The sequence below is a fragment of the Romboutsia sp. D33t1_170424_H2 genome, assembly GCF_015669105.1.
Lineage (GTDB): Bacteria > Bacillota > Clostridia > Peptostreptococcales > Peptostreptococcaceae > Romboutsia_C > Romboutsia_C hominis.
Window position 1 is genome coordinate 55,030 of the sequence record NZ_JADOZQ010000006.1, and the last position, 23,452, is coordinate 78,481.

At 29.8% G+C, this 23,452-nt stretch carries 20 protein-coding genes and 1 tRNA gene; 3 read left to right on the forward strand and 18 right to left on the reverse strand.

Annotated features, from left to right (window positions below):
- The first annotated feature begins 153 nt into the window (after positions 1-153).
- Positions 154-888: a pyruvate formate-lyase-activating protein gene (gene pflA / locus I4U66_RS08755; RefSeq protein ID WP_092923641.1), complete on the forward strand. Its 735-nt coding sequence runs from the start codon at positions 154-156 to the stop codon at positions 886-888.
- Positions 889-968: 80 nt separating this feature from the next.
- Here pflA and thiI read toward each other — a convergent pair whose 3' ends face one another.
- Together thiI and I4U66_RS08765 are read right to left on the reverse strand one after the other, a co-directional pair.
- On the reverse strand, positions 969-2,141 hold the full coding sequence (thiI, locus tag I4U66_RS08760) for a tRNA uracil 4-sulfurtransferase ThiI (RefSeq protein ID WP_092923638.1): 1,173 nt from the start codon (positions 2,139-2,141) through the stop codon (positions 969-971).
- Between the two features lie 52 nt (positions 2,142-2,193).
- Entirely contained in the window at positions 2,194-3,345 is a 1,152-nt protein-coding gene (locus tag I4U66_RS08765) for a cysteine desulfurase family protein (protein ID WP_092923635.1), read from the reverse strand.
- Between the two features lie 972 nt (positions 3,346-4,317).
- Here I4U66_RS08765 and I4U66_RS08775 point away from each other — a divergent pair.
- Complete coding sequence (locus I4U66_RS08775; RefSeq protein ID WP_092923629.1) at positions 4,318-5,313, forward strand: asparaginase; 996 nt, start codon at positions 4,318-4,320, stop codon at positions 5,311-5,313.
- Positions 5,314-5,329: 16 nt separating this feature from the next.
- Here the strand turns inward: I4U66_RS08775 and I4U66_RS08780 are convergent, their stop codons facing one another.
- Together I4U66_RS08780 and I4U66_RS08785 are read right to left on the reverse strand one after the other, a co-directional pair.
- Positions 5,330-5,785: a hypothetical protein gene (locus I4U66_RS08780; protein ID WP_092923626.1), complete on the reverse strand. Its 456-nt coding sequence runs from the start codon at positions 5,783-5,785 to the stop codon at positions 5,330-5,332.
- A 99-nt stretch (positions 5,786-5,884) separates the two neighbouring features.
- The gene (locus I4U66_RS08785; RefSeq protein WP_195581627.1) at positions 5,885-7,927 is read right to left on the reverse strand and encodes an ATP-dependent helicase; all 2,043 of its coding nucleotides are present in this window, start codon (positions 7,925-7,927) and stop codon (positions 5,885-5,887) included.
- A gap of 113 nt (positions 7,928-8,040) precedes the next feature.
- Between I4U66_RS08785 and I4U66_RS08790 the strand changes: the two genes are divergently transcribed.
- Positions 8,041-8,955, forward strand: coding sequence for a ribonuclease H-like domain-containing protein (locus tag I4U66_RS08790; protein ID WP_092923621.1), 915 nt, complete (start codon positions 8,041-8,043; stop codon positions 8,953-8,955).
- A 76-nt stretch (positions 8,956-9,031) separates the two neighbouring features.
- Here the strand turns inward: I4U66_RS08790 and I4U66_RS08795 are convergent, their stop codons facing one another.
- The 14 genes from I4U66_RS08795 to I4U66_RS08860 all read right to left on the reverse strand — a co-directional run bounded on the left by I4U66_RS08795 (position 9,032) and on the right by I4U66_RS08860 (position 23,449).
- Complete coding sequence (locus I4U66_RS08795; protein ID WP_092923618.1) at positions 9,032-10,597, reverse strand: ClC family H(+)/Cl(-) exchange transporter; 1,566 nt, start codon at positions 10,595-10,597, stop codon at positions 9,032-9,034.
- Positions 10,598-10,675: 78 nt separating this feature from the next.
- Positions 10,676-10,766 (reverse strand) — tRNA-Ser (locus I4U66_RS08800).
- Positions 10,767-11,031: 265 nt separating this feature from the next.
- On the reverse strand, positions 11,032-11,337 hold the full coding sequence (locus tag I4U66_RS08805) for a zinc transporter (RefSeq protein ID WP_092923615.1): 306 nt from the start codon (positions 11,335-11,337) through the stop codon (positions 11,032-11,034).
- Between the two features lie 12 nt (positions 11,338-11,349).
- Positions 11,350-11,769, reverse strand: a complete 420-nt coding sequence (locus tag I4U66_RS08810; RefSeq protein ID WP_092923612.1) for a DUF3842 family protein — start codon at positions 11,767-11,769, stop codon at positions 11,350-11,352.
- Positions 11,770-11,802: 33 nt separating this feature from the next.
- Complete coding sequence (locus I4U66_RS08815) at positions 11,803-11,988, reverse strand: CooT family nickel-binding protein (protein ID WP_092923609.1); 186 nt, start codon at positions 11,986-11,988, stop codon at positions 11,803-11,805.
- A gap of 222 nt (positions 11,989-12,210) precedes the next feature.
- Complete coding sequence (acsV, locus tag I4U66_RS08820; protein WP_195928763.1) at positions 12,211-14,151, reverse strand: corrinoid activation/regeneration protein AcsV; 1,941 nt, start codon at positions 14,149-14,151, stop codon at positions 12,211-12,213.
- A 225-nt stretch (positions 14,152-14,376) separates the two neighbouring features.
- Positions 14,377-14,751 carry a glycine cleavage system protein GcvH gene (gene gcvH / locus I4U66_RS08825; RefSeq protein ID WP_092923603.1) on the reverse strand — a complete coding sequence of 125 codons (375 nt, stop codon included), beginning with the start codon at positions 14,749-14,751 and terminating at the stop codon, positions 14,377-14,379.
- Positions 14,752-14,775: 24 nt separating this feature from the next.
- Positions 14,776-16,902 carry an acetyl-CoA decarbonylase/synthase complex subunit alpha/beta gene (gene acsB, locus I4U66_RS08830; protein WP_092923600.1) on the reverse strand — a complete coding sequence of 709 codons (2,127 nt, stop codon included), beginning with the start codon at positions 16,900-16,902 and terminating at the stop codon, positions 14,776-14,778.
- A 41-nt stretch (positions 16,903-16,943) separates the two neighbouring features.
- Entirely contained in the window at positions 16,944-17,756 is an 813-nt protein-coding gene (gene acsE / locus I4U66_RS08835; protein WP_166506006.1) for a carbon monoxide dehydrogenase/acetyl-CoA synthase methytransferase subunit, read from the reverse strand.
- A 126-nt stretch (positions 17,757-17,882) separates the two neighbouring features.
- Entirely contained in the window at positions 17,883-19,259 is a 1,377-nt protein-coding gene (acsC, locus tag I4U66_RS08840; RefSeq protein WP_166506007.1) for an acetyl-CoA decarbonylase/synthase complex subunit gamma, read from the reverse strand.
- Positions 19,260-19,287: 28 nt separating this feature from the next.
- Positions 19,288-20,232, reverse strand: coding sequence for an acetyl-CoA decarbonylase/synthase complex subunit delta (acsD, locus tag I4U66_RS08845; RefSeq protein WP_092923591.1), 945 nt, complete (start codon positions 20,230-20,232; stop codon positions 19,288-19,290).
- A 19-nt stretch (positions 20,233-20,251) separates the two neighbouring features.
- Positions 20,252-21,022, reverse strand: coding sequence for an ATP-binding protein (locus I4U66_RS08850; RefSeq protein ID WP_092923588.1), 771 nt, complete (start codon positions 21,020-21,022; stop codon positions 20,252-20,254).
- Between the two features lie 60 nt (positions 21,023-21,082).
- Positions 21,083-22,474, reverse strand: a complete 1,392-nt coding sequence (lpdA, locus tag I4U66_RS08855; RefSeq protein ID WP_166506008.1) for a dihydrolipoyl dehydrogenase — start codon at positions 22,472-22,474, stop codon at positions 21,083-21,085.
- A 93-nt stretch (positions 22,475-22,567) separates the two neighbouring features.
- Positions 22,568-23,449, reverse strand: coding sequence for a methylenetetrahydrofolate reductase (locus I4U66_RS08860; protein ID WP_166506009.1), 882 nt, complete (start codon positions 23,447-23,449; stop codon positions 22,568-22,570).
- Between the last annotated feature and the right edge of the window lie 3 nt (positions 23,450-23,452).

Here is a 23,452-nt window from a genome sequence, read left to right on the forward strand (position 1 = left end):
GGTACTTACTGGGTATAATTAAAATATAAGGAATTATACATTACTTAAACAATATAGACTTTAAAGATATAATAATTTATAATATATTTAGATGATATTATGTATACAGTATATTTAAAACGCAATTTATAAAACGACTTAGAGGTGGATATTATGATAAAAGGAAGAGTTCATTCAATAGAAACATTTGGTACAGTAGATGGTCCAGGAATAAGATTTATAGTATTTATGCAAGGATGCCCATTAAGATGTAAGTATTGCCACAATAGAGATACATGGGATGCAAAAGGTGGAAAAGAATATACAACTGACGAATTAATCACTGAGGTGCTTAAGTACTCATCTTATATGAAATTCTCTGGGGGTGGTTTAACTGTTTCAGGTGGTGAAGCTACACTTCAACCAGAATTTGTAGCAGAATTATTTGCTAAAGCTAAGAAAAATGGTATACACACTTGCTTAGATACTTCTGGATTTGTAGATATAGATAAAATAGATCCAATACTTGATAATACTGATTTAGTTTTACTTGACTTAAAACATATGATAGATGATAAAGCTAAAGACTTAACAGGTGTAACAATACAAAAAACATTAAAGTTAGCTAAACACTTAGATGAAAGAAATATACCTGTTTGGATAAGACACGTTTTAGTTCCTGGTATAACAGATGATAGAGAAAACTTAGAGGCATTAGGTAAATTTGTATCTACTCTTAACAATGTAGATAGACTTGAATTATTACCATATCATACAATAGGTGTTCACAAATGGGAAAGTATGGGAATTGAATATGAGTTAAAAGGTGTTCCTGATGCTACTCCAGAAGATATTAAAAAAGCTAGCCAAGTTTTAAAAGAATTTGGTGTTGAGGTATTTAATAAATAAGCCCTTAAATTTCTTTGAATAATTTATATATAACAAAAAAGAAGTCCTAGGGCTTCTTTTTTTTGTTATATATTTTAGAATTAGAATTCTAAATCTTCTACTTCTATGTTATCTATAGCATCTTGTATTAATTTTTCTACATCTAATGCATTTTCTGACTTTTCTATTCTCTCTAATCTAGGCTTAGTCACAGGTTTTTTAGGAGCAAATACTGTACAACAATCTTCTTCTGGAAGTATTGATGTTTCAAATGTTCCTATTTTTTGAGCTATATCAACTATTTCAGTTTTATCCATAGCTATAAGAGGTCTAAATACAGGTATACTAACTGATGCATTTGTACAAGTTAGTCCTTGTATAGTTTGAGATGCAACTTGTCCTATACTCTCTCCTGTAACTAAAGCATCACAGTGTCTTTTTTCTGCTACTGCTTGAGCTATTCTCATCATAAATCTTCTTGATATTATAGTCATTTCTTCATCTTTACAATTTAGACCTATAGCTTTTTGTATTTCTAACATATTAACTTTATGAAGTCTTACTCTTCCACAATACTTAGCTAATATTTTTCCTAAATCTCTTACTTTCTCTTGAGATTTTTCACTAGTAAATGGATAACTGTGGAAATGTATACATTCTAGTTCCATACCTCTTTTTGCTACCATCCAAGATGCAACTGGTGAATCTATACCTCCAGATAATAAAGACATAGCTCTACCGTTTGTTCCAAGAGGTAATCCTCCATAACCTGGTATAGTATCGCTGTATACCATTACATGATTTTCTCTATATTCACAACGTATTCTAACTTCTGGATTTCTTATATCTACTGCTATTTTGTCTTTAACTTGAGATACTAAGTAACCTGCTATATCTCTACTCATTTCTTGAGAAGTAAATTTAAAGCTCTTATCTCCTCTTTTACTTTCTACTTTAAAGCTCTTTGCTCCTGCGTCTATTTTTTCTTCTAATACTTCTAACGCCAATTCCTTTAATTTAGTATAATCTTTTTCAGCTCTTATTGCTGGACATACTCCTACTATACCAAATACTTTTCTTACTTCTTCTGCAACTTCTTCATAATCATAGTCTTCTAAGTCTACATATATTCTTCCAAATTCTTTATAAACTTTAAATTCACCTAATGGCTTAAGCATATTTTTTACATTTTTTATTAACTTATTTTCAAATAAGTATCTATTTTTTCCTTTTACACCTATTTCCCCGTACTTAACTATTAATATATTATACAAATGTATCACCTCATATTTTGATTATCGTCTTCTTGTTGTTTTTCTTAAAAATTCAACTTCTTCTTATTATTTTTCTTAAAGATTCAACTTCCTCTTTAAGTATTTTTACAGCTTCTAAAATCTCTTCTTCTGTATTTAAATCTGATAAGCTAAATCTTATAGCTCCTTCTATTTCTTCATTAGTTAATTTCATTTGAGTTAGTACATGACTTCCTTTTTTCTTAGAAGAACATGCAGAACCTGTAGATACATACATACCTTTTTGCTCTAAGCAATGAAGTAACACTTCTCCTTTTATATCTTTAAATGAGATATTAAGTATATGACACACTCCATCTTCTGGAGAATTTATTTTTATATCTTCTATATTTTTAGATATTTCTTCTTTAAGTAAATTCTTTAAAGAAGATATTTTTTCTATTTTAGAATTTAAATCATCATTTATAATTTTTATAGCCTCGCCTAATCCATATATACCAGGTGCATTTTCTGTCCCTGCTCTTACACCGATTTCTTGTCCCCCACCAGTTAACATAGGTTTTATCCTGTTAGTTTCCTTTATATACATAAATCCTATACCTTTAGGCCCGTGGAATTTATGCCCACTAACACTCATAAAATCTATATTATATCTTGATGGTCTAAAGTTTATCTTAGAATATGATTGAACTGCATCTACATGTAAATAAACTTTGTCTTTTAATGACTTAAGGTACTTACCTATTTCTTGGATAGGTTGTATGGATCCTACTTCATTATTTACGTGCATTATAGTTACTAAGCATGTAGTAGGCTTTATAGCTTTTTTAAGTTCCTCTAAATCTATTTTACCTTCTCTATCAACATCTAAATATGTTACCTCACATCCATCGTTTTCTAAATCCTTTAATGTATTTAAAACTGATGGATGCTCTATACTCGTAGATATTATATGGTTTTTTCTTTTTTTATGTAGATTGACTACACCTCTAATTATAGTATTATTAGATTCTGTTCCTCCTGATGTAAAGTAAATTTCTTTATCCTTAGCACCTAAAGTTTTAGCAATCTCACTTCTTATGGCTTTTATATTCTTTTCTACCTCAACACCCTTTCTATGTAAAGATGATGGGTTTGCGTAATCATGGCTAAGTGCATAAACAACTTTTTCAATAACCTCACTATATGGTTTAGTTGTTGCACTATTATCTAAATATATTTCCATATTTTTCACCAGCTTCCTGTATTAAGTATTTATATAAATTCAAAATTATTCAAATATGTTTTATTTATTCTTTCCAATTTATAAATTATTTTATCAAATTGAAATAAAAATTTTATCTATTATATATTAACCTAAATAGACTTATTTATTATATCATATTTACGTTATTTTTTAAGGTTTAATAATAATATTACTAAATATATATTAAATATAATTGTTGTTTTATTTTATATATTCACTTATAATTTTAACTTAATAATTATAAATTATCACTATTTTGTAGAATTGTAATTTTTTTCAATATTTTTCTTTAAAGTATTGATTTTCATGTCGAAATTTGATAATATATAAACATGGTTATCCCCCTGATAACCTTAGTAAAATCTCTATTCCCAATACCCCTTTTAAATGAATATTTAATTCATTTAAGGCCTACTTCAGATCGGAAAAGAAGTAGGTTTTATTTTTATAATTTTCGTTTGACAATAAATTAACTTTCTTGAAAAGTATTGATTTTTATGTCGAAATTTGATAGTATATAGACATGGTTATCCCCCTGATAACCTTAATTAAAATCTCTATTCCCAATACCCCTTTTGAACGGATAAACTTTATATCCATTTTATCAAGTTGATAACGGAAATCAACTTGATAGCAAAAAAGAGCTTCCCCGAGCTCTTTTTTTTTATATAATAAAATATAAATTATTTTAATGAGTATATATTTTACTAAAATTTTTGACTTTGAATATTTTCTTATAAATTTTAAAAGTTCTTTATATACTAAGTATAATTTCATTTTTATTTTACATTTATCGTCTTTTTTTGCAATCCTCTAACTTTTTATCTATATTTCTATGAGTTTTACTTTCTTTTTAATAAATAATTAACTTTATTTAACATGCTTATATAGTTTTTTTTTGATATAATTTACTTATGATATATATGTATATATTTTTAAGGAGGGACATTCATGACTAAAAAGAAAAAAGTTGCTATAGTTTTCACAGGTGGAACTATATCAATGACTGTAGATAAAGAAATTGGAGCTGCTATTCCTACTTTATCTGGTGAGCAAATAATGTCTATGGTAACTAATATAGATAAAGTTGCTGAAATAGAAGTTTTAAACTTTGATGAAATACCTGGTCCTCATATGACTCCTGAAAGAATGATGGAGTTAAAGGATTATGTTAATGATTTACTTATTAGAGAAGATATATGCGGTGTTGTTATAACTCATGGTACTGATAGTTTAGAAGAAACTGCTTATTTCTTAGACTTAACTATAACTAGTATAAAACCTGTTATAGTCACAGGAGCTATGAGAAGTAGTTCAGAGCTTGGATATGATGGTCCAAGTAACTTATCTGCTGCTGTTTGTACTGCTATATCTGATGATGCTATAGGAAAAGGTGTTCTTATAGTTTTAAACAATGAAGTACTTTTAGCTTCTGAAGCTACTAAAACTAATACATTATCATTAAATACTTTTAAATCTTTAACATCTGGACCTCTTGGTATAATAGATTGTAACGAATTAGTTTTATATAAGGATGTTGTCAATAGATCTATAATAGATACAGATAAAGTTGAGTCTAAAGTTGCTCTATTTAAATCTGGAGTTGGTATGGATGATGAACTTATAAAATTCGCTACTGATAATGGATACAAGGGTATTGTCATAGAAGCTATGGGTAGAGGTAATATACCTCCTAAGATGTATGAAGGTGTAAAATATGCTAGGGAGAAAGATATACCTGTTGTAATAGTTTCTAGATGTCATTCTGGAAGGGTATTTGATAGTTATGGATACTTAGGTTCTGGAAGAGACTTAAAGAACTTAGGATGTATTTTTGGAGGAGAGTTACCTGGTCAAAAGGCTAGAATAAAGCTTATGCTAGCTTTAGGAAAAACAAATGATTTAGATGAGATAAAAGATTTCTTTGAAAAAGGTATATATTATTAAAATAAAAAATAGGACTTTATAAAGTCCTATTTTTTTGTTTATTATCTATATAAAATGTTATACCTACAACCAACATCTGTATAAGTAATACTAAAATAAATGTTATTATGAAATAATGATAAGCTAACATACCTATAAAGTAATTACTACTTATAACCATACTAACTATTATACTCATTATCATAGATATAGTAATTTGATATCTAATAAATGTATTTTTCTTATTCTTAATACAGTGCATAAATATCGTTCCAAATATTATAAATAGTATTATCGATATTATTTTTATCACTTGTAGGTTATTTGTATTTAAAATTCCATGTTCAAATACAAACTTATTATATCGCACATATTGCATAATTCCAGCATTTTTGTTAGTTAAATACTCTATTATAAAGATAGATACGGCTAATGCTATCTGAATAAATAATGTTAGACTATATGCTAATTTTCTTAATACTTTCTTACTCATACTCTCTCCTAATATATATTTCTAGTTACTTACCTCCAATCAAGTAATTTTGCTTATTGACAAGATATTTAAGTTATCTTATTTTATATTTGACTAAAGCTATATTTTATAAATTACATTTTTTATTGAACACACTTTATAATCTAAAGTTCTTTCTCCATCACTAAACTTAACTTTAACTAAGTTATTATTTTTTTGTACTATTGTACCTTCCTTAAATCTTTTATGATAAATTTTGTCTCCTATTGTTAAGCTTTCTATTTCTTTTTTAGTCGCTCCTTTAATATCATCTATAAATCTAGATTTAGATACTTTTTTTCCATATTTATTAGATGGAGAGCTTATATATATATTCTCCTCAGCTCTTGTTATAGCCACATACATAAGCCTTCTCTCTTCCTCAATCTGATTAACTTTTTTTTCTTCATCATTTATATCATAAGACTTTTCATGAGGAATAGTTCCTTCTGTAGCTCCTATTATATATACATTTTTAAATTCTAATCCTTTAGCACTATGCATAGTAGTAAATATTACTCCATCAGAATTTTGATTATTTTTATTTTCTATCAATTCTGACTTTACTCTTTCTATATGATCTAAATATTCTTGTATTGTATTGAAATTTGTAGCAGAACTTTCTAGTTCATTTAATATTTCTATTAAACCATTTGTCTTTATTTTTCTATTTGTACAATAATCTAGTATATATCTATCATAATCTAAACTTGTTCTTATATAAGAAATTGCATTTTTAGGATTTAATGTTTTTAAATAACTTAAATCTATATCCAAATCATTTATAGTCTTAACTTGTTTTGGATGAAGGTTACATTTATTTATTAAAGCATTTATAAAGTTTTTTTCATCCTTAACCATATTCACATGTTCTTTTGATATATATCTAAATGGTTTATTTATTATCCTAACCCAATCTTTATTTGAATCTGGATTTACGCCTATTCTTAAATAAGCTAATATATCTTGAGATGCCCAATGATCATATATAGTAATTATCGAATCTTTCACTATAAAAGGTATCCTCATATCCATAAATACATCTACTAATGCTCTTGATTGTATATTAGTTCTATATATTACAGCAAAATCAGTATACTCAACATAATCTTTTTTCATTTCTTCTAGTATATCTTTAGCTATAAATACTGCCTCTTCTTCTGAATCATTAGGAGATATATATTTAACATTTCCACCTTCTCCTTGATGACATTTTATAACTTTTTCATATCTATTCTCATTTTTTTCTATCAGTCTATTAGCTATATTTATTATTTCATCTTTTGACCTATAATTTATATCTAATAGAACTTTTTTAGTTCCTTTAAAATATTGCTCAAACTCCAATAAAAAGTCTGGTCTAGCACCTCTAAATCCATATATACTTTGATCTTCATCTCCCACTACAAATATATTATTGTTGGGATTAGCTATTAATTTTAGTACCTCAAACTGAACCTTATTTATATCCTGGAACTCATCTACTAATATATATCTATATATTCCACGAACCATATCTAGTGCCGATTTATTGTGCTTTAATAAATGGTATGTCTTTATTAACATATCATCAAAATCTATTTTATTATGTTGATTTTTGTGTTCTTCATATAGATTATAAGTTTTTAAAAATTCATCACTAGTTAATAGCTCGGATGTAAAGTCTCTAATATCCATCAATTCATTTTTTACATAGGATATTTCATTTATTACCTGTCCTATAGTTTCATCATCATCTGCATTTTCTATATTTAAGCTTTTCAATATGCCTTTTAGTAGTAGCCTCTTTGATTTTTCATCAAATATATTGTCTAAGCTATATTTCTCAAAGTACCTAAGTATTCTAAAAAATACAGAATGGAATGTTCCATATGTAACCTTATTCATTCTATGATCATCACTTAAACTTAACGCTCTATTTTTCATTTCTACTGAGGATGCTTTTGTAAAACTTATAGCAAGTATACTACGAGGGCTTATACCTTTATTTACTACCATATTTGCTATCCTATATGTTATAACCCTCGTTTTACCTGATCCAGGACCTGCTAATACCATACAAGGTCCATCTACATGTTCTACTGCAACCTTTTGATTTTCATTTAATTTATCTATACTTATCATAACTTACCACCTTGAAGTATTCTTTCATTAATCTATAATATAAATATAACTTTTTATATTAGTTATATAGCTAAACTATATTATAATATATAATTTCAAAAAGGAGAAATTTTATGGAAATCATAACTAAGACATTAGATAATTTCGTAAATATTCCTTCAGATTCCTTCGTATTTGATATAGAAACTACAGGTCTTAGCCCTAAGTTTTGTAAAGTTATACTTATAGGAATTTTATTTAATAAAGATAATAAAACCATAATTAAACAATATTTTGCTCAAACTGAAGATGATGAAAAAGATTTATTATTAGCATTTATAAATGATATCAGTACCTTTGATACTCATATAACCTTTAATGGATTAGCCTTTGATATTCCATTTTTAAATTCTCGTTTTAATAAATATAATATTGATTTTGAGTTAAATAAAAATGATGATATTGATATTTTAAATATTGTAAGGCCATTTAAAGGCTTACTATCTCTTTCTGATTGTAAACTAAAAACTATAGAAAAATACATTGGTATATCTAGAGAAGATACTATTTCAGGAAAAGAAAGCGTAAAACTATACAAGGAATTTGTGTCTTCTAAGTCTGATGATTTAAAAAGCAAAATATTACTTCACAACTATGAAGATATATACTATTTAGGGTACCTTTATAAAATAAAAGATATATTAGAAGAGAAACTAAAGCCCATTGTAATTAATAATAAAGATTTATTCTTAAAACTTATACCATTATCCTTTAAGATAAATAATTCTAAATTAACACTTAAATATAATATATTTGATGGTAACAAAGTACCTATAAATATTTATAGCGATAATTACTCTATATTATCAGATGATAAGCACATTTTACTTAGTATAAGTTTGAATAAAGGTATAGATAAAGACAATAATATAGTTTTATTTTATCAATTAAATAAAATAATTCCTTTAAAAGTTAACGATAATTTTTTAGACTCAAATATTTATAACCTATGTGAGTATATAATAAAAAAAGAACTAAAATCCTTATAAGGATTTTAGTTCTTTTTTTATTATAACTTAGTTATTACGATAATTTATAATTTGAAATATATCATATTATACAATTTTAATTTTGCGCTAAATTGACTACATCATCTAATACATTCGAGCATTCACATTGGTTTGCCATTATAGTTAAATAATCACCTGCCATTATCTTTGTTGAACCTTTAGGAATTATCTCAACATCTCCTCGAGTTATCCCTACTATTAAACAATTTTTAGGCCAAATTATATCTTTTACACATTTTCCATCTAAATCACTATTAATATGGACCACTGTTTCAAATAATGTCTTTTTATTTACACCAGTCTCACATTCATATTCCCCACCTTCAAGAAGTCTTTCTAAAAGACTTTCATATATAGGATGAGAATTAAGTAAATCTGATGTCAATTGAGCTATTATTACAACTATCGAAAGTGGTAACAAATGATCAAGAGATCCCGTCATTTCTAGTATTAATATAATTGCTGTTATAGGTGCCTTTACTATTGCTGCAAAGTGACCTGCCATTGCTAGAACTACAAAGTTAATTATATAAGTTGATGGTATTCCCATATACATAGCACTTATAATTCCTACTATATTACCTACTATTGACCCTAATGCTAACAATGGGAAAAATATCCCTCCTGGAGCCCCTGATCCAAAACATATAAATGTAAATATAAATTTTGCTATAAGTAATATCATTAGTAAATTTAATGTAAAGTTCTGTTCTTGCAATGTCATAATAAGTTCATGACCTCCACCTAATAAAACTGGTGATATAAGACCAATAATTCCTGTTAATATGAATGGAATCATTATCTTTACTTCTTTGCTTAATTTACTATTTTTAAATATAGTTTGAGTTTTTAATATACCACTATTAAATAATACACCACTTATTCCTACTACAATTCCTAATATTATTAAGACCCAGTAGTATTTTAAAGGCATTGCATTTAATTTTGCGGTATGTAATGATGGCATTAATCCAAAAAATTGCTTTGACACAAAATCTGCTGTTATAGATGCTGTCATTGCTGATGCTAAAACTAATGGAGAAAAGTTCTTGTGAGCTTCTTCTAATGCAAACATAACTCCTGCTAAAGGTGCATTAAAAGCTGCTGATAAACCTGCACTAGCTCCACATGTTACAAAATACTTTTCCTCATTATCTAATTTATCTAATCCTTTAGATATACCTTCTCCTACACATGCACCCATTTGCACTGATGGACCTTCTCTACCTACTGAAAAACCTACTCCTAAACAAAGTAAGCCTCCTATAAATTTATTTACTAAAACCCTAAACCAGTTAATCTTAATTCTTCTGGTAAGAATCCCCTCAACTTGAGGTATTCCACTTCCCGATATCATCGGCTCTCTTTTTACCTGTTGAGCTACAATATATCCTAAAGCTATTAATATCATAAATATAACCGGTATAAATAGTATATCTTCTCTACCCTTAGAATATAGACCCTTGAATAATTCCATTAGTTTTGAACCCAGTATTCTGTATACAACAATTATTAGACCTACAGCTATCCCTACAAGTAAAGAATCTCTTATTAACCTATACTTAGAATTTTGACTTCTCTTTAATATATTATAAGCTCTTTCCTTATTAGTACTTATCATAAAATTGCTCCTTTCATTTATATTATATTCACTGAAAAGGAAAAAAGACTATCGCTTAAAAAAATCGATAGTCTTTACTGGCGGAGAAGGAGGGATTCGAACCCTCGCACCGGTTACCCAGCCTAAACCCTTAGCAGGGGTTCCTCTTGAGCCACTTGAGTACTTCTCCATATTTGTTACGTATTTATCTATATTTTTATTATATATTTTTATATAATTTTAGTCAATACGTTTTCTTTAATTTTTATGATTTTTTTACAATATATCAAATAATATGTATTTAAAATTATCAACAAACACAAATTTCATAATTTAAGCTAAAATATACATTATTAGTGTATAAAAATTTACTATAAACTTTATTGTCATATCAAGTATATAGCATACTTTTAAATTTAATTCTTCTAAGTATGCTATATATCTATTATATTTAATTACATATGCTTTTTAGCTTCTATAAGCATCTCATTAGCTTTTTGCATATATTCTATAGCTTTCTCTATACTATTAGCTGTTTCTTCTTTTCCTATAGCCCTAGCCTTGTCTACCCACTCTCTAAATCCTTCTTCATGGCTTTCATTATGATTTACCCAATGAAGCAGTAATATTTTTAAAGTTTTTTCGTCTTTACTTTCTCCATCTTCACCATGTGTATGTGGGTGTGAATGATCATGACAATGCCCATGTGGGTGATCATGATCATCTGCATGATGTAATTTTATTCTATCATTAGTTAACATATATACTCCCCCTTATTTTTTTATGTTAAATTCTTTCTTTATTAAATCTATACTATCCTTTATTAACAGCGCTAATGGCTTGTTTTCTACTCCTACTACTTCTATATTTTCAGGCAATATAGGTAAAAATATCTTTAGAGCTTCACTATCTACTATAGCTTCACTCATTTTACAAGTTACTTCACCCATCATAGAATTTGGCATTGAAACAGATACTGGTGCTACTATTATATTTGCCTTCTTTACAGAAGTTACTATTGCATTTTCCCCTGTAGCTCCCTTATTTGCATGAGATTTCATCATAGAGCTCGTTGCTATTGAATTAGTACCTAGTGCATATATGTCTATGTATGATGGTAATTCTTCTCTCAGATTTGATACTATCTGGGCCCCTATACCTCCACCCATTCCATCTATAACTGCTATTATCATACTATCTTCCCCTGTTTTTCTTATGTTTATTTTTTACTCTGATATTATTATTTTATGTTCCATTAGCCTTATCTCTTTTATACTTCCATCTACTATTTTCTGTTCTCCTAATAAATCAGTTAAGTACACTTTCCCTTCAAATGGATCTACACTTACTACATTTTCCATTATTCTTTCTAATTTATCCCCTTTTTGTACATAAGCTGCTGATTCACACATAATAACCCCTCCATGTTTTAACTTAATATTAAATTATTATTGTTTAATTTATAACTACCCTCTTGAAAACGTTTGTGATTTTCTTCAAAAAAAGGTCTCTTTTAGTATTTAATATTTCAATACTATAAAGAAACCTTCATGATTTCAAATCACTATACATTATATACTTTGAGTATATCACCTTGTACTATATAACGCAATTGATTTTAATTAATTATATACTTATATTTTCACTTTATTTCCTAACAGTTCTTTAACTGTTGGGAACTGTTCTATGTTAGTGTGTGGTAAGAAACATGCAGATATAAATTCATCCATATATGTTGGATAGACACTTAATTCTACATAGGTCATTTCATTACCTATATCTTGTAGTTTCATTTTAGCATCTTTGCTTACAAGAGCAAGATAAGAACCAACTAATGAACTATTTCCTATATATGCAAACTTTTCTCTTTCTATATCTGGAAGTAATCCTATTAAAATAGAATTTTCTATATTTAAATTATTTCCTATTCCACCAGCTATATATACCTTATCTATAGCACTAAAGTCCATCCCTAAGCTTTCTATTAGTGTTGCAGCTCCAGAATATATTGCACCCTTGGCTCTTATAAAGTTATCTATATCCACTTCTGTTACTGTTATATCATTTTCAATACCATACTCTTCTTTAAATGCTAATACGTACTCCCCTATTTCATGTTCATTAAATCTTATTCTGTCATTGTTTAAATCTTTATTTATCTTACCTCTTCTATCTACCACCCCACTAAGTAACATTTGGCATATTAAGTCTATTATCCCTGAACCACATATACCAATAGGCTTATCATCTCCAATAATAGATAGCTTTGGATATAAAGTTTCTTTATCTATACTAACTTTTTCTATAGCACCATTTGATGCTCTCATTCCACAACTTATACCTCCACCTTCAAATGCAGGTCCTGCAGAACAAGCACAACTCATCATATAATCTTTGTTCCCAAATACAATTTCTCCATTAGTTCCTAAATCTATAAATAATATATTTTCTTCACTTGTCCATATTCCCGCTGATAATACCCCTGCTGTAATATCTCCTCCTACATAACTAGCTACTGATGGCGCTAAGAATATATATGCACTATAATTTACATTTAAACCTATGTCTTTTCCTATTAATTTTGGTGATTTTAAAAATGGAGGTATAAATGGTTCTTGTCTTAAATAATCTGTGTGAACTCCTAAAAATAAACTAGACATAGTTGTATTTCCTGCTATTACAAGGCTTACTACATTATCTTTATCTATATTATTTTTAATATAGATAGATTCTAATAATGGATTTATAGTTTCGTCTATAACAGCATCTCTTAAATGCTTAAGTCCATTTTTCTTAGTCGAGTATATAATTCTATGTATAACATCTGCACCATATTTTATTTGTGCATTACCTGATGATGCCTTATCTACAATCTCTTTTGAATATAAATCTACTAAACATACTACAACTGATGTAGTCCCTATATCTATAGCTACTCCGTATAATTGTTTTTCATTGTTCCCTGGTTCTATATTTAATATAGTTATTTTATTCTTCTTTTTAACATAAGTTATAGTTACATTAAAATCACTTTCTCTTATAATCTCTGGAACTTTTCTAAGTAACTCTACTGTATAGTCTATTTCATCGTATCCTAAATTATTTCTAACATATCTCTCTATTCTATCAATATCACATATATTATCATCTATAGTTGGTTTATCTAATTCTATATATGTTTTTTCTATATTAGTTTTAAAATCAAAATTATTATCTTCTATTATTTTTTTTGCTCTATCAAATATTTCCTGGTCTTTTTTCTTATCGCTACCTTCTATTTTCATACCATGCATAGATGAAGATAATTTTGATGGAACTTCTATTTCTATATCTTCTATTACTTTAGTATTACATGCGAGTATATATCCTTGTTCCCATTCTTCATCTTTTATATGTAGTGTTTTTTCTGTATCTACTTTTCCTTTTAATAGCTTAACCTTACATTTCCCACAAGACACGTTTCCGTTACATGGAGCATCTATAAATATTTTATTATTTCTTGCTATTTCTAATAAATTTTCTCCTTTACTGCATATAACTTCTTTATTGTGCGACTTAAAATTTACTCTAATCATATACCTATCCCCCAATATGTTATATAGTATAATTTTACCCTAATCCAACTTATAAGTACTCAAATTCATAATATTATAAGTATCTTTTGTGTGTAAAATTATAGTACTATCAATTTAAAAACCTATGCCTTAAATTTAATAAAATTTACTACATTTATTTTGTATAAAATCAAAGGAGTACAGATGTTTTAGATTTACTAAATCTTCTGTACTCCTTATTTATAACTACTCAGCTATAGCTTCGTATTTCTCAGCAGTTAATAAGTTTTCTAATTCATCTGCATCAGATATTTTAACTTTTACTATCCATGCATCATATGCATCTTCATTTACATACTCTGGCTCATCATCTAATTTTTCATTTATTTCAACAACTTCACCAGATATAGGAGCTATTAAGTCAGATGCTACTTTTGAAGATTCAACAACACCAAATTCTTCACCTTGAGTTAATTCATCTTCAAGTTCTGGCATTTCAACAAATAATATTTCTCCTAATTGATCTTGAGCGAAATCAGTTATTCCTATATAAGCAAATTCTCCTTCCACTCTAACCCATGTATGTTTATCTGAATATCTTAAACTTGGTATAACTTTCATTTGATTATCCCCCTTATTAGTTGATTACATTACACATTCCATTGCTAAAGCTGGATGACCTTTTTCCTCTAAGAATGCTAATACTCCTTCAGAATCACTAGCTATAGTTTCATCACATATCATATCTGTAAAGTTTTCTATACCTGTTAATTCTTGAACACTAGCATTTAACTTATCTGCTACATATTCTTTTAACTCTTTTGGCATCCAAACTATTCTAGTTGGTCCACCCTCAGCATAAGCAAACTTCTTAGAAGATATAAAGTGTCTTCCGTGACCCATGAATCCTGGAGTTTGAACTCCTCCACCTGTCATAGAAGCTAATTCTCCAAATGTCATACCAACAGGAGTTTCACCAGAGAACTCTCTATTAACTATAACAAATCCATTTGCTTCTGGCATTATACCGCATATACACTCGAAGCATCCGCAAGAAGTCATTGGATCTTCTAATATAGAATATAATGTAACATTTTCAACAGCACCTTGAGATATTTCACATACTGTTTCATTAACTGCTTGCCATATTCCTGTTCTTTCATCTAAGCATTCACCCTTAACTATTGGTTGGCATGGTCCTGTTGGATCTAGTTCTTTAGTAGCTTTAGCATCTAACCAGCTAACTGCTCCACATAATCCAAGTCTTTCAGGAGTAACAACACAAACGTGTGCAGGTGCAAATGATTGACAAAGGTTACAAGAATAGAATTCCTCAACGCTTTCATCAACTAATGAAGCTAATCTTTCATCTCTAGCATTATATCTATCTATAGCTTCACCCTTCATTTCTGATACTTTTTGTGCATCAGTTACTATAGTTACTTCGCATTTATCAACAACTGATTCAAATTCATCTAGCATCTTAGCATATAAAACTTCTCCTATATGCTCTAATCTGAATCCTTTTTCAAAAGCATCTTTAGATATTCTTACCCAAGACATATCTCTTTGACCAACATGCATTACACCTTCTATATAGTTTAAGAAGTAGTGTAAACGTCTTTCTAAAACTGGTTCGAAATCTTCTTGCATTGCTTTACCAGCTATTTTAACTATAACAGCAAGTGGTAATCTTACAACACCGTCAGACTCTATTTCATCTATATTTGGACCTATAACCTCTATTTTATGGTCTTCAACTTCACTTAATTCTTTTTTAACAACAAGTTCCCAAGCTTCAGTTTTATTTCCACCAAATTCAGCAAACATGTCATTTTTTCTTATTCTTTCACCTTCAAATGCAGCAGCAAAAGATACTGGTATAGGTATTTCAGTTACCTTTATCTTTATTCCTCTAGCTTCTAATGAAGTAGCTACAAACTTATCATAATCTTTTTGAGTTAATAAATTCATTGGAACTTCTAATACTGTTTGATCAGTTATAACTGGGAATCCTAAAGCTATTGCTCCAGCTCCACAAGATACAACTAATTCACTTAATGGTCCAAATGCATTAACAAATGCTGGAACTCTCTTAGCAGTATAATCTAATAATCCTGCTAAATCTCCTGGATTTAATCCTCCAAATATCAATGCTGCTCTTACTGCTACAGATACAACATGGATAACAGAAGTTACATCATATCCTAGAGGGATAACTCTTAGTTCTAGACCCATCTTAACATCAGCTTCTATAGCTTGATCTATTACTTTTCCTACTAAGAAAGTAAGTAATCCTTTAGATTGGTAATTTTTTATAATCTCAGCTGCAGTTTCTGCATCTGGGCATTCTCCAAGTACAACAGCAACCCCTGGTATATCTCCTGTAACTAGAGGTACACCTAATGATCTTATTATAGGGTCAGTTATATGACCCGCACAAGGTTCACTATATGGTGCATCTATTGTAGCATATTTTACAGCTTCTATAACTTCAGCAGATAAAGCTGTAGCTAAACCAGCATTAAGTGCATGCTCTAATAAATGAGTTCTATTTACTAAACCTTCTACTATAGTTAAAGCACCTTCTAAATCACCTAACGTATTCATTTTTTGTCCTGTTGCTGCGTATATACAAGGTAATGAATATGCAGTATCAGGGAATGCTACATTATGTTCTCTTCCATGTTTTTCTATTGCTTCGCTTACAGCGCCTTTAGCAGCAGCCAAAGCTTGTTCTGAACCATTAAAAATAGTATTATATAAATTCACTCTATTTTCCCCCTTTTTAAGCTTCTTATCTCTTTTCTTTATTATGCATTAAATGCAAATCCACCTTCATTAAGCTCTAAATATGAGTCAGCATATAAAGAGGCATTTCTTATTATGTCACAAGATTTTACTGTTCTCATTATTTCTTCGTCACATGGGTTTACTATAGCTGAACTAAATCCATTTGCCATTGCCATTGCAAGCCAAGTACTATCAAGTATTGGTCTAACATGCTTTGGACAACCATTAGATACGTTAGATAATCCACCTGTAGTTAATAATCCCATTTCAGTCATCATTCTTATAGATTCTAAAACGTCCATTTGTTGATCTTGCATACCTTTTATAACTAAGCATAATGGGTCAAATAACATGTCTTCTGGCTCTAATCCAGCCATTAAACCTCTTTCTAACATTTCTTGACAGTAAGCCATACGCTCATCATTATCCTTTGGTATACCTTCTTTAGCACATAAAGCTATTACTTTAGCTTGGTATTCTCCTGCTAAGTCTATTAAATCTATTCTTCCACCTGCGTCTGCAGAGTTTATTATAGCTTTACCATTTATAGGATTGTAAACTTTAAGACCTGCTTCTATAGCTTTTCTATTAGCAGTATCTAATGCTAATGGAACATTGTTAAATTCTTTTTGAAGTAATTGAACTCCCCAAGTCATTAACTCTTCTCCATCTCTTTCAGCTGGCCCTATATTAAAATCTATATAGTGAGCTCCTGCTTCTAATTGCTCTTTAGCTCTTTTAAGTATTGGCTCTGGATTTCTTTCTTCTAATGCTTTTCTTATTACTGGTGATATACAGTGTATTCTTTCCCCTATTATCATGAACTTTTCCATAGTAATTATCCCCCTTAATTAGACTCTAAAAGTCTTTTTCGTTAAATTTTATACTAGCCAATTCACTATATACCTCTATTTGAGTATATGTAGTTCATTGACTAGCATATGTTATTGATTTTAATATTACGCGTTAGCTAAAGCTTCATCTTTCTTAGCTTTGTATTCTTTTAAGAACTTTGGTAATTCCATAGATTCTTCAGGTCCTATAACTACATTCCATCCTGGTAATGCCTCTTCTATATCTCCCTTAAGAACTGCAACCTTACCTGGTATTATTAAATCTCTATTATCAGTAATTTCTGCTACATTAGATTCTTTTATGAAGTTAGCTATAGAACTTCCACTAAACTTACCAGCAGACCAAGCTGTTAATACTGAGTACCCTCCAGCATCTGGGATAGCTAAATGTACAGGAACTTTAGATCTTTCTACATCTCCCGATACTATGAAATAAGTTAAAGCGAAGTCAACAGTAACTATTACTGGAGAATTCTTATCTGGATTATTTATTGGATAAACTTTTGTTTCAACTCTCATTGGTTTTTGTGGGTCAGTGAATATGTTTTGTCTTAGAGCAAATAATGGTAATGCTTTAGAATAGTCTATATCATCTATTACGATTATAGAACCGTATTTAACTGTGAATACAGATGATAAAGCAACTTCCATATTAGGATTTTCTTTAGCTAATTTATTTGCAAATACTATTGATGGGTATCCGAATGTTCTGTCTTGTTCTTTTAATGCTATTCTTCTAACTTGAACAGCATTTGTAAATGTATCTTTTATATTTTCTCCTGTTACATCTAATATTAATTCTCTATATCCTGCAGCTTGTATAGCTTCTACTGTAGAGTACAATTCCTCTAAACTAGATGCTTTAACACCTAAAGCTAACTTATCTCCTTTAACTACATCTATCATAGCTTGATAGTTGTCTTTAGTAGCTCCGTATACTACTGGTTTTTTATCTTTTAATATTTCAACAGCTTCTTTAGCAACTTCAGCATCTTCACATACTAATATGTAAGCTAAATCTAATCCGCTATCTTTAACTCTGTTAACTACCCTTAAGAATCCTTCTTTATTTTCAAAGTATTCTATTAGAGCCATTTCAACTCTCATTTCTTCACCTATTCTTACGTAGTCAACAGCTTTCATGTTAGCAAGTTTTGCATCTACTTGCTCATCAGTCATACATTCACAGAATGCTACTGCAAATCTATTTCTATTTACTAATGTTTTTTCATGTCTAAATAATACAGTTTCTGCTCCTAATTCATATTCAGAATTTCCAGCTCCAACTTTTACACCTCTCATTAATGGTGCAGTTGCTTCTGATAATTTTGCTAATGCCTCATCAGACATATGTGGACACTTTTCTACCTCTACTGCTCCTGATGCAACTTTCATACAGAAAGCCATACAAGTTGGAAATCCACAGTCCTTACAGTTTTTCTTTGGTGTTAATTTGAATATATCTAAAGCTTTTAATGCCATGATTTTTTCCCCCTAACCTTACAATTTATTAAGCTAATGCGCTAACTAATTCTTTTATAGTTTCTACTGACTCTGGATGGCGAAGTATAACTGCATTTGATCCACCAACTAATGCACTTGCAGCAGTTGATATTTCCATTGCTATACCTCTTTTTTCTACACATCCCCAAGCTGGTTCATCTTCAACACTTGCTATAGATTCTTTAACATTCCAAGTTTCTTTTGAAACTGGAGTTATTATTGGCATTTGTAATGTTTTATCATTTTGACCAAATGCAGCAAGTCTGATTCTGTCCATAGTTGATGCAACATACTCATATCCATATCCTACAGCTGATGAACCTATGTTCATAACTATATTTTCAGATTTAACGCCTAATTGTCCTAATAATACGTTTAATTGTTTAGCTAGGTTTATATCAACTGAAGACTCAGCAGACACTTTATGACTATAAGCCATACTAGCCGCAGCCCCTACTGCCTTGTAGTTGTCTTCTGTAGCTGATAAGAATAAACAATTATGCCCATCTACTGCTTGCGCTACTTTTTCAAATAACTTAGCATCCTTTTCATGGTTTCCACATCCAGCTATAATTACTGGTACACTAACAGCCTCAACAACTTTTTTAGCTACCTCAGCACACTCTTCTGGAGTTTTATCTAATCCATTTGGATCTGCACTTTCAAGCTTTAAGCATATAAAGTCTGCTTTTGTATTTTCTTCTACATGCTTAGCCCACTTAACTGGACAATCACAAACATCTTTATACATTTCTTTAAAAGCATCGCTCCATCCTTCTGGATATATGTCAGTTATTTCTATTCCTATTTTTTGAGTATTTCCACCATTCCCATCGAAGTTATAAAATGGTAGAATATTCTCTCCACCTATTTTTATCGCTTTTTCTCCTGTCCCTATTTCTACTTCTGATATTTTACCAGAATACTTTTGAACAGACATCTTGAATGCCATAGTTTACTCCCCCTTAAGCCTATTTTAATTCTAATTTAGTTACTATATCATTTATAGCAACTTTAGCTTTTGATTCTTTTGGTAATTCTACTAAAGGTATACCATTAGAATCATATTCATATATCATTTCATCCATAGGTACTACACCTATAAGACTTAGATTATGCTTTTCAATTTCCTCTTTTATCCCATCATTTAATATTCCATTTGGAACTTTATTTACAATTAAATATATATCTGAAACACTTAGCTTTAATTCCCTAGCTAAATCTCTTATTCTAGCAACAGCTTGAACACTACGTCTAGAACAATCACTAACTAATAGCAATTTGTCTATGTGCTTAGTAGTTTTTCTACTTAAATGTTCCATTCCAGCTTCGTTATCTATAACTAAATATTCGTAAGAATCTGCTAGTTTGTCTGTTTGCTCTCTTAATATCCCATTAACATAACAATAACAACCTTCACCCTCAGATCTTCCCATTACTATTAAGTCATATCCTTCGCCTTCTGACATACAAGTATTTAATCTATATTGTAAATATTGAGCCTTAGTCATTCCTCCTGGAAAAGCATTACCTTGTTTTTCCCTTTGATTTACTTCTTCTCTTATAGACCCTATCGTATCTTCAACATCTATACCTAATACTTCATTTATGTTAGCATTAGCATCTGCATCTACAACTAATACTGGTCCTTTTTTATTACTTACTAAATTATTAATTAAAAGCCCTGTAAGACTAGTCTTACCAGTTCCACCTTTTCCTGCTACTGCTATGTTATATCCCATACCAAGATTTCCCCCTTTATTTGTCAAAACAGAGCTTTTCCCCTTTACTCTGTTTTTATCTTATGCTTTTGCTAATTTAGGAGCTGCATGAACACATTCTCCATGTACATCATGAAGAGCTTCCATTAACCCTTCTGATAATGTTGGATGTGCATGTATAACATCTCCTACTTGCTCTACTGTTAATCCTAAGTGTACTGCAAGAGATAATTCTGTTAATAGGTCTGTAGCATGAGGACCTACTATAGATGCTCCAACTATTTTGTCTTCTTTATCTGCAAGAACCTTTATAAATCCTTGGAAGTGACCCATAGCTTGAGCTTTACCTAATCCTCTAAATTCAAACTTACCAACATGATATTCTATACCTTGTTCTTCTAATTGTCTTTCTGTTTTCCCAACAGCAGCTAGCTCTGGCTCTGTATATACACATCTTGGAACTGCTGTATAATCAACAGTTTTAGATTTGCCTAAAGCGTTTTCCACAGCTACTATACCCTCTTTAGAAGCAACATGTGCTAAGAATGGTGTATCTATTAAATCACCTATTGCATATATACCTTCTATATTAGTTTGTAAGTTTTCATCTACTACAATCTTACCTCTATTAAGCTCTATACCTATTTCCTCTATTCCAGAACCTTCAAGATTTGGTTTTCTACCTATTGCCATTAAAACATATTGTGTTTTTATCTCTTTTCCATTTGAAAGTGTAGATATAACCCCATCTTCTACAACTTCACATTTCTCTACTCCACTATCTGTTAACACTTTAATTTTATCCTTTTTAAACTGTCTCTGCAACTGTTTTGCTACATCTTTATCCTCAAAAGGTAATATTTGATCTCCTCTTTGAACTATAGTTACTTCAGTTCCTAAAGCTCTTAAGAATTGACCTATTTCACAACCTATAACTCCACCACCAACGATTAACATAGACTCTGGTAATTCTTCAAGTCCTAGTACTTCGTCACTAGTTATAACTCTCTTTTTATCATATGGGAACATTGGTAAAACTACTGGAACAGAACCGTTAGCTAATATTATTTTATCAGCCTTAACTATTTCTGAGCTTCCATCTTCTTTAGTAACTTCTATAGTATTTTTATCTACTAATTTTCCGAATCCATTAACTAAGTTAACTCCTCTTTTTTCAAATAAAAATTCTATACCACCTATTAATTGGTTTACTATTTTATCTTTTCTTCCCATTATAGCTTTGAAATCTGCATTGATTTCACCATCTATATTTATTCCATAATCTTTAGCTTCTTTTATATTCATTAACATAGAAGAAGATGCTAATAATGCTTTAGTTGGTATACACCCTACATTTAAGCAAGTTCCTCCAACTCTCTTTTTCTCTATTACTGTTACTTCAGCACCAAGCATAGCTGCCTTTATTGCAGCAACGTATCCTCCTGGTCCACCACCTACAACTGCTATTTTCATATTTTTTCCCCCATTTATATCCGTTAATAAAATCTATTTATACTATGTTACTTAAGTTAGAAAACTTAAGCAACATAGCTATTTATCTATATATTATAAACCTGCAGCATCTAATATAGCTGGAACATTTTCTTCTGCTCCTATAGCCATTATGTGAACACCATCACATAAATCTTCTTCTTTTAATTGTCTTATGAACTCTCCAGCCATCTTTATACCTTCTGATACCCAATTTTCTTTTCCTGCAGCTCTTAATCTTTCTATTTGATCATCTGGAACAAATATACCAGGAACATTAGCAGTCATAAACTTAGCCATTCCTGGAGATTTTAAAGGTACTATACCAGCTAATACCTTGCAATCCATATCTCTAGTTAACTTTCTAAACTCTCTCATATGTTCTATATCATATACAGCTTGAGTTTGGAAGAACTTAGCTCCAGCATTTATTTTCTTTTGCATTTTTAATAATTGTACTTCTATTGGAGCATATTCTGGAGTAACAGAAGCTCCTAAGAAAAATTCTGGTGATCCTTTTAATGCGTTACCAACTAAGTCAGTACCCTTCATTAAAGTTTCAGCAGTTTGAAGTATACCAACAGCATCTAAATCAAATACTCCTTTAGCTTGTGGATGATCTCCAACTACTGTATGGTCTCCTGTTAAAGCTAACATATTGTTTATTCCAAATACACCAGCAGATAACATTTCTCCTTGTATTGCTATTCTATTTCTATCTCTACCAGTCATTTGTATTACTGGTTCTAATCCTACATCTTTTAATAATTTACATGTAGCAAGCGAAGTAGTTCTCATAACTGCAGATTGGAAGTCTGTTACATTTGCAGCGTGAACTCTTCCTACTAATGGTTTTGCACACTCTATTAAGTGAGAAAGATCTGTACCTTTTGGTGGTGCCATTTCAGTTGTTACTGCAAACTTCCCACTTTCTAATGTTTCTCTTAATAAGCTCATGAA

Excerpts from the sequence above, each read along its gene's own strand:
- pflA (WP_092923641.1), top strand. The coding sequence starts at position 154 with ATGATAAAAGGAAGAGTTCATTCAATAGAAACATTTGGTACAGTAGAT.
- I4U66_RS08765 (WP_092923635.1), bottom strand. The coding sequence starts at position 3,345 with ATGGAAATATATTTAGATAATAGTGCAACAACTAAACCATATAGTGAG.
- I4U66_RS08775 (WP_092923629.1), top strand. The coding sequence starts at position 4,318 with ATGACTAAAAAGAAAAAAGTTGCTATAGTTTTCACAGGTGGAACTATA.
- I4U66_RS08780 (WP_092923626.1), bottom strand. The coding sequence starts at position 5,785 with ATGAGTAAGAAAGTATTAAGAAAATTAGCATATAGTCTAACATTATTT.
- I4U66_RS08785 (WP_195581627.1), bottom strand. The coding sequence starts at position 7,927 with ATGATAAGTATAGATAAATTAAATGAAAATCAAAAGGTTGCAGTAGAA.
- I4U66_RS08790 (WP_092923621.1), top strand. The coding sequence starts at position 8,041 with ATGGAAATCATAACTAAGACATTAGATAATTTCGTAAATATTCCTTCA.
- I4U66_RS08795 (WP_092923618.1), bottom strand. The coding sequence starts at position 10,597 with ATGATAAGTACTAATAAGGAAAGAGCTTATAATATATTAAAGAGAAGT.
- I4U66_RS08805 (WP_092923615.1), bottom strand. The coding sequence starts at position 11,337 with ATGTTAACTAATGATAGAATAAAATTACATCATGCAGATGATCATGAT.
- I4U66_RS08810 (WP_092923612.1), bottom strand. The coding sequence starts at position 11,769 with ATGATAATAGCAGTTATAGATGGAATGGGTGGAGGTATAGGGGCCCAG.
- I4U66_RS08815 (WP_092923609.1), bottom strand. The coding sequence starts at position 11,988 with ATGTGTGAATCAGCAGCTTATGTACAAAAAGGGGATAAATTAGAAAGA.
- acsV (WP_195928763.1), bottom strand. The coding sequence starts at position 14,151 with ATGATTAGAGTAAATTTTAAGTCGCACAATAAAGAAGTTATATGCAGT.
- gcvH (WP_092923603.1), bottom strand. The coding sequence starts at position 14,751 with ATGAAAGTTATACCAAGTTTAAGATATTCAGATAAACATACATGGGTT.
- acsE (WP_166506006.1), bottom strand. The coding sequence starts at position 17,756 with ATGGAAAAGTTCATGATAATAGGGGAAAGAATACACTGTATATCACCA.
- acsC (WP_166506007.1), bottom strand. The coding sequence starts at position 19,259 with ATGGCATTAAAAGCTTTAGATATATTCAAATTAACACCAAAGAAAAAC.
- acsD (WP_092923591.1), bottom strand. The coding sequence starts at position 20,232 with ATGGCATTCAAGATGTCTGTTCAAAAGTATTCTGGTAAAATATCAGAA.
- I4U66_RS08850 (WP_092923588.1), bottom strand. The coding sequence starts at position 21,022 with ATGGGATATAACATAGCAGTAGCAGGAAAAGGTGGAACTGGTAAGACT.
- lpdA (WP_166506008.1), bottom strand. The coding sequence starts at position 22,474 with ATGAAAATAGCAGTTGTAGGTGGTGGACCAGGAGGATACGTTGCTGCA.
- I4U66_RS08860 (WP_166506009.1), bottom strand. The coding sequence starts at position 23,449 with ATGAGCTTATTAAGAGAAACATTAGAAAGTGGGAAGTTTGCAGTAACA.